General features: G+C 69.5%; 7 protein-coding genes. All 7 read left to right on the top strand.

The genetic code is table 11. The annotated features are described in order from the left end of the window. Positions 1 to 266 precede the first annotated feature (266 nt). The 7 genes from JL475_RS29125 to JL475_RS29095 all read left to right on the top strand — a co-directional run bounded on the left by JL475_RS29125 (position 267) and on the right by JL475_RS29095 (position 9,679). Positions 267 to 1,430 carry a mandelate racemase/muconate lactonizing enzyme family protein gene (locus tag JL475_RS29125; RefSeq protein WP_202280954.1) on the top strand — a complete coding sequence of 388 codons (1,164 nt, stop codon included), beginning with the start codon at positions 267 to 269 and terminating at the stop codon, positions 1,428 to 1,430. Beyond that, positions 1,427 to 2,467 (top strand): zinc-binding dehydrogenase, encoded by a 1,041-nt coding sequence (locus tag JL475_RS29120; RefSeq protein WP_202280953.1) that lies wholly within the window; start codon positions 1,427 to 1,429, stop codon positions 2,465 to 2,467. Before JL475_RS29125 ends, JL475_RS29120 begins: the two co-directional genes overlap by 4 nt. 177 nt (positions 2,468 to 2,644) lie before the next feature. Further along, the gene (locus tag JL475_RS29115; RefSeq protein ID WP_202280952.1) at positions 2,645 to 3,613 is read left to right on the top strand and encodes a hypothetical protein; all 969 of its coding nucleotides are present in this window, start codon (positions 2,645 to 2,647) and stop codon (positions 3,611 to 3,613) included. A gap of 158 nt (positions 3,614 to 3,771) precedes the next feature. Next, positions 3,772 to 4,884 (top strand): multiple monosaccharide ABC transporter substrate-binding protein, encoded by a 1,113-nt coding sequence (gene chvE, locus JL475_RS29110; RefSeq protein ID WP_202280951.1) that lies wholly within the window; start codon positions 3,772 to 3,774, stop codon positions 4,882 to 4,884. Positions 4,885 to 4,927: 43 nt separating this feature from the next. Beyond that, positions 4,928 to 6,496, top strand: a complete 1,569-nt coding sequence (gene mmsA, locus JL475_RS29105) for a multiple monosaccharide ABC transporter ATP-binding protein (protein WP_202280950.1) — start codon at positions 4,928 to 4,930, stop codon at positions 6,494 to 6,496. Then, the gene (mmsB, locus tag JL475_RS29100; protein ID WP_202280949.1) at positions 6,493 to 7,737 is read left to right on the top strand and encodes a multiple monosaccharide ABC transporter permease; all 1,245 of its coding nucleotides are present in this window, start codon (positions 6,493 to 6,495) and stop codon (positions 7,735 to 7,737) included. Before mmsA ends, mmsB begins: the two co-directional genes overlap by 4 nt. Positions 7,738 to 7,936: 199 nt before the next feature. Beyond that, complete coding sequence (locus JL475_RS29095; protein WP_202280948.1) at positions 7,937 to 9,679, top strand: histidinol-phosphate transaminase; 1,743 nt, start codon at positions 7,937 to 7,939, stop codon at positions 9,677 to 9,679. Positions 9,680 to 9,891 lie beyond the last annotated feature (212 nt).

The raw sequence follows: 9,891 nt of genomic DNA, 5'->3' as shown, positions 1-9,891 counted from the left end.
CAGCTCGAACACGGCCGCACCACCTGAACGAAGATCACGAAACGTCACGAATGGTTACCGAGAAGGATTCAATGGTTTCGAAACTGCCGAAACCGTTGTGCGCGCGCCCCATTGACACCCCCGCCACCCCGTCCTTACTGTCACGCCAACATTTCGAACGTGTGTCGAAATATCGAACAGCCGTCGACGGTGCCGCGAAGACACCGAAGAAGACACTGACGACACTGGCGAGAACAGGGTCCACAACGCAGCGAGGGGCAACCGCCGTGCGTATCACCGGAATCAGCACACACGTGGTCGGGACGCCGTGGCGCAACCTGACGTACGTCCAGGTGCACACCGACGAGGGGCTCACGGGGGTCGGCGAGACCCGGATGCTGGGGCACACCGACGCCCTGCTGGGCTACTTGAAGGAGGCGGAGGCCAACCACATCCTCGGCAGCGACCCCTTCGCCGTGGAGGACCTGGTCCGCCGCATGAAGTACGGCGACTTCGGCCGCGCCGGCGAGATCGTGATGTCCGGCATCGCCGTCGTCGAGATGGCGTGCTGGGACATCAAGGGCAAGGCCCTCGGCGTGCCCGTGTGGCAACTGCTCGGCGGAAAGGTGACCGACAGGGTCAAGGCCTACGCCAACGGCTGGTACACCACCGAGCGCACCCCGGAGGCCTACCACAAGGCCGCGCGGTCGGTGGTGGAGCGCGGCTACCGGGCCCTGAAGATCGACCCGTTCGGCACCGGCCACTTCGAACTCGACCACCGGCAGAGCCTGTACGCGGTCTCCCTCATCGAGGCGGTCCGCGACGCCGTCGGGCCCGAGACCGAGCTGATGCTGGAGATGCACGGCCGCTTCTCCCCCGCCACCGCCGTCCGCCTCGCCAGGGAACTCGCGCCGTTCGACCCGGCCTGGCTGGAGGAGCCGGTCCCGCCGGAGAACCTCAAGGCGCTGGAGAAGGTCGCCGCCAAGGTCGACATCCCGCTCGCCACGGGCGAACGCATCCACGACCGCATCGAGTTCCGTGAGCTGTTCGAGAGCCAGGCCGTCGACATCCTGCAGCCGGACGTCGGCCACCTCGGCGGCATCTGGGAGACGCGCAAGCTCGCGGCGACCGCCGAGACGCACTACATGCTGGTCGCGCCGCACAACGTCGGCGGTCCCGTCCTGACCGCCGCGTCCCTCCAGGTCGGTTTCACCTCACCGAACTTCAAGATCCTGGAACACTTCAACGACTTCGCGGACGCGGAGATCAAGAAGGTCGTCAAGGGCGCCCCGCAGGTGAACCCGGAGGACGGCTGCTTCCACCTCTCCGACGCCCCCGGGCTCGGTGTGGAGCTGGACGTCGACGCGGCGGCCGAATTCCCGCAGCAGCAGGCCCGGTTCGACCTGTGGGCCGAGGGCTGGGAGCAGCGCAAGCCCAAGGGCACGAAGTGACCGCGCGCACGAGCGGGCCCGCCTCGGCCGCCGGCTCGCTCGCCGTCGTCGTCGAAGGACCCGGCGCGCACCGTCTCGTCGCGCACGAGCCGCGCGACCCCGGCCCCGGCGAGGCGCTGGTCGGCGTGCACGCGACCGGCGTCTGCGGCAGCGACCGCGAGGTGTACCAGGGCAACCGGCCCGAGGGGTACGTGCGTTACCCGCTCACCCCGGGCCACGAGTGGTCCGGGACCGTGCTGCGGGTGGGCGCGGGAGTGCCGGCCTCGCTCACCGGCCGCAAGGTCGTCGGTGAGGGCTTCCGCAACTGCCAGGTGTGCGACCGCTGTCACGCCGGTGAGACGACGCTGTGCTCGGCGGGGTACGAGGAGACCGGGTTCACCCGGCCGGGGGCGATGGCCGCCACGCTGACCCTCCCGGCCCGCCTGCTGCACGTCCTGCCGGACGACGCCGACCTCACCGCGGCGGCACTGCTGGAGCCGGCGGCCTGCATCGCCGCCGCCGCGCTCAAGGCGAACGCCGTGCCCGGTGAGCGGGTCGCCGTGGTCGGTACGGGCACCCTCGGCATGTTCGCGGTGCAGTTCCTGCGCGCGAACTCCCCGGCCGAACTGCTCGTCGTCGGCAGCCGGGACGACCGTGCGGCACTGTCCCGGCGGTACGGCGCCACCGACTTCCGTACGAAGGACCGGGAACTCCCGGACGACTTCGACGTCGTGATCGAGACCGCCGGGTCCGCCGACGCCGCCCGTACGGCGGCCGCGCTGCTCCGGCGCGGCGGGCGGCTCGTCCTGACGGGCATCCCGGCGCCGGGTGCGGACGGACTGGACCCGACGGACCTGGTGGTACGGCAGTTGGAGGTGCAGACCGTCTTCGGGGCGGCGCCGGACGCCTGGGCGCACACGGTGCGGGTGTTCGCCGCCGGGCTGCTCGACCCGCTGCCCCTGGTCACGCACGAACTGCCGCTGGCCGAGTTCTCCCGGGCCATCGAGCTGGTGGGGTCGGGCGATCCCGGGGTGGGCAAGGTCCTGCTGCGCCCGTAGGCCCGACAACCACCGGGGGGTGGGCCGGGTGCGGGGCGGCCTGACGGCCCCACAGCCGACCCGCCCCCTTCCGCCCCTCTTCGTCCCCCTTCACCCCTCACCTCCCCCGTAGCCGCAGATGCCCGCCCCGCCCCGGGCCGCGAACCTCGTCCGACCCACCGAACAAAAGGACATCTTGTGACCGACGCTTCCGCCAAGGCGCCCCGCAGGCCCGGTGAGCAGGCGCTCACCGCGCTCGGCCTCGGCGCTCCCGCCGCCGACCCCGCCGACGCCTCGCCGCACTCCTTCCCCGGCGGGGGCCGCTGGCGCACCGAGGTCCCCTCCTGCGAGGGGCCCGAGGCGCTGGCGGTGGTCCTGAAGGAGGCGTCCCGGCTGGACGTGCCGATCCACCGGATCAGCCAGGGCAGCGGCGTGTGGATGCTGACCGACGCCGAACTCACCGAGATGGTCGACGCCACGGCCGAACGGGACATCGAGCTCTGTCTGTTCACCGGTCCGCGCGGCACCTGGGACATCGGCGGCTCCACCCGCACCGACTCACAGGGCGCCGGACTGCGCGCCCGGGGCCACGACGCGGTCGCCGGGTGCGTCGAAGACGCCCTCCGGGCGACGGAGTCGGGCGTGAAGTGCCTGCTCGTCGCCGACGAGGGCGTGCTGTGGACGCTGCACCGGGCGCGGGCGGCCGGCATCATCCCCGCCGACACCACACTGAAGGTCTCGGCGCTCGTCGGGCCGGTGAACCCGGCCTCGTACGCGGTGTACGAGCGGCTCGGCGCCGACTCGATCAACGTGCCGAGCGACCTGACGCTCGATCACCTCACCGAGATACGACGGGTTTCGGCCACTCCGATGGACATGTACATCGAGGCCCCCGACGACCTCGGCGGCTACGTGCGGATGTACGAGGTCGCGGAGCTGATCCGGCGCGGCGCGCCGCTGTATCTGAAGTTCGGCCTGGCCAAGGCGCCCGGGATCTATCCGTACGGGCACCACATGCGGGAGCTCACCCTGGCCACCGCGAAGGAGCGGGTGCGGCGCGGCCGGCTCGCCCTGGATCTGCTCGCCCGCCACGGCGCGGACGGCGACATGGCGCCCCTCGGTTCGCGGCTTCCGGGCGATCTGCGCCGGTTCGACGCCCCGTCATAACGTTCCGGAAACTCGACTTCACAGAAGTAGACACAGTCGCGCACAATCCCACACACCCCTTTCTCGGTTCTCGTCAGACACCCGCCCCGGAAGCGACGTCGCACCTCTGTACCGGCCCCCGCGTCACCGCCCCGGCACACACCTCAAGGATGATGATCATGCGTAACCGCAGAGCCGCCCTCGCCGCCGTGGCCACCGCCGCCTCGCTCGCCCTCACCCTGTCCGCCTGCGGCCAGAACAGCGAGGGCGGCAGCGAGGAGGACAAGGGAGACTCCGAGGGAGCGACCATCGGCATCGCGATGCCGACCAAGTCCTCCGAGCGCTGGATCGCCGACGGCAACAACGTCGTCAAGGACCTGCAGTCCAAGGGCTACAAGACCAAGCTGGTCTACGGCGAGGACGACCCGGACCAGCAGGTCGCGCAGATCGAGAACCTGATCACGCAGGGCGTGAAGGCGCTGATCGTCGCGGCCATCGACAACAAGTCGATGAACAACGTGCTGCAGCAGGCCAAGGACGCCGACATCCCGGTGATCTCCTACGACCGTCTGATCCTCGGCACGGAGAACGTCGGCTACTACGCCTCGTTCGACAACGAGAAGGTGGGCGAACTCCAGGGCAGCTACATCCTGGACAAGCTCGGCCTGAAGGACGGCAGCGAGAAGGGGCCGTTCAACATCGAGCTGTTCGCCGGCTCCAACGACGACAACAACACCCGCTACTTCTTCCAGGGCGCGATGAACGTCCTGAAGCCGTACATCGACAAGAAGCAGCTCGTCGTCCGGTCCGGCCAGACCGAACTCAACCAGGTCACCACCCTGCGCTGGGACGGCGGCACCGCCCAGAAGCGCATGGACGACATCCTGACCTCGTCCTACAAGAGCGGGCGGGTCGACGCGGTCCTCTCCCCGTACGACGGCATCTCCATCGGCATCCTGTCCGCCCTGAAGTCGGACGACTACGGCTCCAAGAGCAAGCCGCTGCCGATCGTCACCGGCCAGGACGCCGAGGTCGCCTCGGTGAAGTCGATCATCGCCGACCAGCAGTCGATGACCGTCTACAAGGACACCCGTGAGCTGGCCGAGGTCGCCACGAACATGGTCGACGCGCTGCTCGACGACAAGGAGCCCGAGGTCAACGACACCAAGACCTATGACAACGGGGCGAAGGTCGTGCCGGCCTACCTGCTGGAGCCGGTCGCCGTGGACAAGGAGAACTACCGGGAGGTCGTCGTCGACTCCGGCTACATCAAGGAGAGCGACCTCAAGTAACCGCCGCCACCGATTGATCCACCACTGACTGGAAGGCACGACCATGGCGGGACCCGTCCTGGAAATGCGCTCGATCGTCAAGACCTTTCCCGGCGTCAAGGCGCTGTCGGACGTCACACTGACCGTCCGGCGGGGCGAGGTCCACGCCATCTGCGGCGAGAACGGCGCCGGCAAGTCGACCCTGATGAAGGTCCTCTCCGGCGTCCACCCGCACGGCAGCTACGAAGGGGAGATCCTCTTCGAGGAGGAGGTCTGCCGGTTCAAGGACATCAGGGCCAGTGAACAGCGCGGCATCGTCATCATCCACCAGGAACTGGCCCTGGTGCCGTACCTCTCCCTCGCGGAGAACATCTTCCTCGGCAACGAGCACACCAGGCGCGGCCGCATCGACTGGCACGAGACGCTGCGGCACGCCACCGAACTGCTGCGCCGGGTCGGGCTCGAGGACCACCCCGAGACCCGGGTCGCCGACATCGGCGTGGGCAAGCAGCAGTTGGTGGAGATCGCCAAGGCGCTGTCGAAGAAGGTGAAGCTGCTCATCCTCGACGAGCCGACCGCGGCGCTCAACGACGAGGACAGCGGCAAACTGCTCGACCTGATCCTCCAGTTGAAGGAACAGGGCATCACGTCGATCATCATCTCGCACAAGCTGAACGAGATCCGCAAGGTCGCCGACTCGGTGACGATCCTGCGGGACGGGCGGACCATCGAGACGCTCGACGTGAAGGCGGCCCGGACCACCGAGGACCGGATCATCAGCGGCATGGTCGGCCGCGACCTGGAGCACCGCTTCCCCGAGCGGACCCCGCACCACCCGGAGGAGGGCACGGCCCCGGCGCTCGAGATCCGCAACTGGACCGTGCACCACCCCATCGACCAGCAGCGCAAGGTCGTCGACGACGTGTCCCTGGAGGTCCGGCGCGGCGAGATCGTCGGCATCGCCGGTCTGATGGGCGCCGGCCGCACCGAGCTGGCGATGAGCGTCTTCGGCCGCGCCTACGGGCGGCACGCGGCCGGCACGGTCCTCCGGGACGGCCGGGAGGTCCGTACGAAGACCGTCCCCGAGGCGGTACGGCACGGCATCGCGTACGTCACCGAGGACCGCAAGCACTACGGCCTGAACCTCATCGACACCATCAACCGCAACATCTCGCTCAGCGCGCTGGGCAAGGTCGCCAGGCGGGGCGTCGTGGACGAGCACGAGGAACGCCGGGTCGCCGAGGGTTTCCGCACGTCCATGAACATCAAGGCGCCGACCGTCTTCGAGCCGGTGGGCAAGCTGTCCGGCGGCAACCAGCAGAAGGTCGTCCTCAGCAAGTGGATCTTCGCGGGCCCCGAGGTGCTGATCCTGGACGAACCGACCCGCGGCATCGACGTCGGCGCCAAGTACGAGATCTACACGGTCATCGACCGACTGGCCGCACAGGGCAAGGCGGTCGTCTTCATCTCCTCCGAACTGCCCGAACTGCTCGGCATGTGCGACCGCATCTACACGATGGCCGCAGGGCGGCTGACCGGGGAGTTCTCGCGGGCCGAGGCCTCCCAGGAATCGCTGATGCGCCGAATGACGAAGGACAAGCAGGACAAGAAGGACGAAGAGGTAACCCGATGAGCACGGATGTCACCGACAAGACCCCGGCCGCCGCGCCGCCGGGCAAGAGCGGGGCGGGCACCGGTGACGGCCTGCTCCGGCTGATGCTGGACGGCATGCGCCGCAACATGCGCCAGTACGGCATGCTGTTCGCCCTCGGCCTGATCGTGGCGCTGTTCGCGGTGTGGACCGACGGCGACCTGATCCTGCCGCGCAACGTGTCCAACCTGGTGCTGCAGAACAGCTACATCCTGATCCTCGCGATCGGCATGATGCTGGTCATCATCTCGGGCCACATCGACCTGTCGGTCGGCTCGTTGACGGCGTTCGTCGGGTCGATGGCCGCGGTGTTCATGGTCCGCAACGACATCCCCTGGCCGATGGCGGTGGTGCTGTGCCTGGCCGTGGGGGCCGTCGCGGGCGCCGTGCAGGGGTGGTTCATCGCGTACGGCGGCATACCGTCGTTCATCGTGACCCTGGCGGGCATGCTCACCTTCCGCGGTCTGACCGAGATCTTCCTGGAGGGCCAGACCCTCGGCCCGTTCCCGCGCGGGCTGCAGAAGGTCGCCAACGGCTTCCTGCCCGAGGTCGGCCCGGAGACGAACTACCACAACCTCACCCTACTGCTCGGCCTCGGACTGATCGCGCTCGTGGTGCTCCAGGAGGTCCGTGACCGGCGCCGCCAGCAGGAGTTCGCCCTCGACGTCCTGCCCGCCAAGCTGTTCCTGCTGAAGCTGGTGGCGCTCACCGCCGCCATCCTCACCCTCACGCTGCTGCTCGCCAGCTACAAGGGCGCCCCGATCGTGCTGCTGATCCTCGGCGCGCTGCTCGTCGGCTTCGGCTACGTGATGCGCAACGCCGTCATCGGCCGTCACATCTACGCCATCGGCGGCAACCTGCCGGCGGCCAAGCTGTCCGGTGTGCGGGACAAGAAGGTCACGTTCCTGGTCTTCCTGAACATGGGCATGCTCGCGGCCCTGGCGGGTCTGGTCTTCGCCGCCCGCTTCAACGCGGCCTCTCCCAAGGCCGGCCTCAACTTCGAACTCGAGGCGATCGCGGCCGCGTTCATCGGCGGCGCGTCGATGAGCGGCGGTGTCGGCACCGTGCTCGGCGCGATCATCGGCGGCCTGGTCCTGGGCGTGCTGAACAACGGCATGAACCTCGTCGGCATCGGCACCGACTGGCAGCAGGTCATCAAGGGCCTGGTGCTCCTGGCGGCGGTCGGCTTCGACGTGTGGAACAAGCGCAAGGTCGGTTCGTAGGCGGGCTCGTCCAGTGTCCGGCGCGGGGCGTAACGCACCTCACGCGCCCCGGGTTCACTCCGTCACAGTTTTTTCACACCGGTTGAACAGCGCCATGCCCCCTTCCGTATGTACGGGTGGCCCGTGCTCCCCCGCGCGGGCCATCCACGCATGACGGGCCCACGACGTCCCTGGCGGGCCCGCCGTCCCCGGAGGTTCCATGGCCGACGTCACCTCGCTGTTCCGCAGCAACGCGGCGCACAGCCCGTCGATGGCTGCGCTGGCGCGCGAGAGCGACGGGGCCGGTCCGGTGGACTTCTGCATCCCGTGCAACCCGTACTTCCCCACTCCCGCCATGTTCGAGGAGATGGCGGTCCGGCTGCGCGACATCATCACGTACTACCCGAGCAGCGCCGACACCATCACGGCCGAGCTGTGCAGCCTGCTCCAACTCCCTCCGCAGTGCGTGGCCATGGGCAACGGCTCCACCGAACTCATCACCTGGATCGACCACCTGCTGGTCCGCGAGTCCCTCGCCGTCCCCGTCCCCACCTTCGGCCGCTGGACCGACCAGCCCATGGAGACCGGCAAGCGGGTCGACATGTTCCCGCTCCAGGAGTCCGGCGGCTTCGCCCTCGACCTCGCCCAGTACGCCGAGTTCATCCGGGCCCGGGGCACGAAGGTCGCGGTGATCTGCAACCCCAACAACCCCGACGGCGGCTTCCTGCACAAGCACGCGATCGTGCAGTTCATGGACGCGATGGCCGACCTGGACCTGGTGGTGATCGACGAGTCGTTCCTGGAGTTCGCCGACGCCGAGGTGGAACCGTCGGTGGTGCAGGAGGCGATGCTGCGCCCCAACGTCATCGTCCTGCGCAGCCTCGGCAAGAACTTCGGCCTGCACGGCATCCGCTTCGGCTACCTCGTCGCCAACCCCTCGCTCGCGGGCCGCATCCGCTCGATGCTGCCGAAGTGGAACCTCAACTCCTTCGCCGAGCACGTGGTGTTCATGCTGAAGGAGCACGGCACCGAGTACCAGCAGAGCCTCCACCAGGTGCGCCGCGACCGGATGGACATGTCCGGCCAGCTCTCCTCACTGCCCGGTCTGACGGTCTACCCGTCCCAGGGCAACTTCCTCTTCGTGCGCCTCCCCGTGGGCGCCGAAGGCACCGTGGTCCGGGACCGCATGCTCACCGAGCACCGGCTCCTGGTCCGCGAGTGCGGCAACAAGATCGGCTCGTCCAGCCGCTTCCTGCGTCTCGTGGTACGTCCCCAGGTGGACGTACGTCGCCTGGTGTCCGGCCTGGAACAGGTGCTCTACGGGACCTCCAGGAGGGGAGCCGCCGTGCCCGAGCAGGCCACAGGGACCGGCTACAGCTCGGGCACGGCGGCAGTGGACCGCCTGGTCAGCGAGACCAACGGCGCCGGCACCCAGGGCCTCGCCGCTCAGGCCATCGGCGCCGGTGCCGGTGCGCACGCCCCGGGCCTCCCCGCCGCTCCGGCCGCCGGCATCGGCATGCCGCTCCCCGCCGCCCCGTCCCCCGCCGCGGTGGGCACGGACGGTGGGATGCCGATGCCGGCGGCAGTCTCACCGGGGGTGCAGCAGACGCCCCCGCCGGTGCCGCAGCAGATGCCGCAGCCCGTGCAGCAGCCGGCTGTGCCGCAGCAGCCCGTCCCGCAGCAGATGCCGCACCCCCTGGCGGCGCCGGCTCAGATACCGGCTCCGGCTCCCATGCCCGTCGCGGCGTCCTTCCCGCCCCCGCAGGTACCTGTCCCGGCTCCGGTACCGGCCCAGCGGCCGATGCCCACCGGGCCCACACCGCCCGGCGTCCCCGCCCGCGGCGGCCTCACGGCGGCCCAGGTCAGAGGCACCGACGGCCTCTCCCAGGCCCCCGCGGCCGGCTGGTCCGGAGCCCAGGCGCAGAACTGGCCGGAGGCGGCGGGCATGGGCCAGGTGGGCTGAGCGGGCCCGTCGGTCAGGCCGGGCCCAGCTGAAACGGCTCGATGCGCGGCCCTTCGGGGACCGCGCATCGAGCCGTTGCCGGTGTCGTATCAGTCCTCGTCTCCCTAGCGGTAGCCGCCGCGGTTGTAGTCGTTGTGGTGGCCGCCGCGGTTGTAGTAGCCGTCGTGGTCGCCGCCGCGGTTGTAGTAGCCGTCGTGGTCACCGCCGCGACC

The organism is Streptomyces sp. M2CJ-2 (assembly GCF_016757295.1).
Classification (GTDB): Bacteria; Actinomycetota; Actinomycetes; order Streptomycetales; family Streptomycetaceae; genus Streptomyces.
Note: the sequence above shows the minus strand (reverse complement) of the source record. Positions and strands in the feature narration are given on the sequence as shown.